The following is an 802-nucleotide window of genomic DNA, read 5'->3' as shown; positions in this document are numbered from 1 at the left end:
GTCGCCGCGGTTACATCCCGGTGGCCGTCGGCCCCCGGGAACACCCGGCCGGTCGCCGCGGTTACCTCCCCCGCACGGTCGAGCACCACCGGCCGGCCTGGTCCGGAAGAACGCTGGCGGAATGATTCGCTGCCCCGGACCGTTGCACCACCCTCCGGGATACCCCCGAGCAGGACCCCCGCAGGGCTGCCGGGCTGATCCCCTTGAACTTCCCCGCATGGCCACGCACCCCCCTTGTTGAGTGCTGTGTGGGTTCCCCCGATGCAGAGGAGCACGCCATCATGCGTACCGATCTGATCCGTAAGACCGCTCTGACCGCCGCTGGGCTCGCGTTCACCGGTGGTGCCATCGCCGGACCCGTCACCGCCGCCTACGCCGCGTCGGATGCCAAGCCGGCCACCCAGACCCAGTCCGACCGTAAGCCGTCGGGTGAGCGGGAGTTGGGTGTGCGCTACGAGGCGCAGCCGAACTTCTACTACTGCGGCCCGGCCGCGACCCGTAACGCCCTGTCCGTGCAGGGTAAGAACATCAACGTCGATGACATGGCCAAGGAGATGGGCACCACCGAGGCCGGCACCAACTCGATCAACGACATCACCCCGGTGCTGAACAAGGAAACCGGTAAGAGCGACGCCTACCACAGCGTGGAGATCAGCAACCCCAACGCCGATGACAAGCAGACCGACAAGCTGCGCGCTGACGTTGTGAAGACCGTCGACGACGGGCGGGCCGTGGTCGCGAACATCGCCGGCACCAGCACCGACACCAACGGCGGTGTGCACTCCTACGAAGGCGGGCACTA

Annotated in this window: 1 protein-coding gene; it reads left to right on the top strand. The window is 67.3% G+C overall.

Going from position 1 to position 802, the window contains the following annotated elements; translation table 11 throughout:
• Nucleotides 1-281: 281 nt before the first annotated feature.
• The coding region (locus ABZU25_RS27410) for a C39 family peptidase (RefSeq protein WP_355032242.1) at nucleotides 282-802 on the top strand (521 nt) is incomplete at its 3' end.

Source organism: Micromonospora sp. NPDC005215 (genome assembly GCF_040607915.1).
Taxonomy (GTDB): Bacteria; Actinomycetota; Actinomycetes; order Mycobacteriales; family Micromonosporaceae; genus Micromonospora.
Note: the sequence above shows the minus strand (reverse complement) of the source record. Positions and strands in the feature narration are given on the sequence as shown.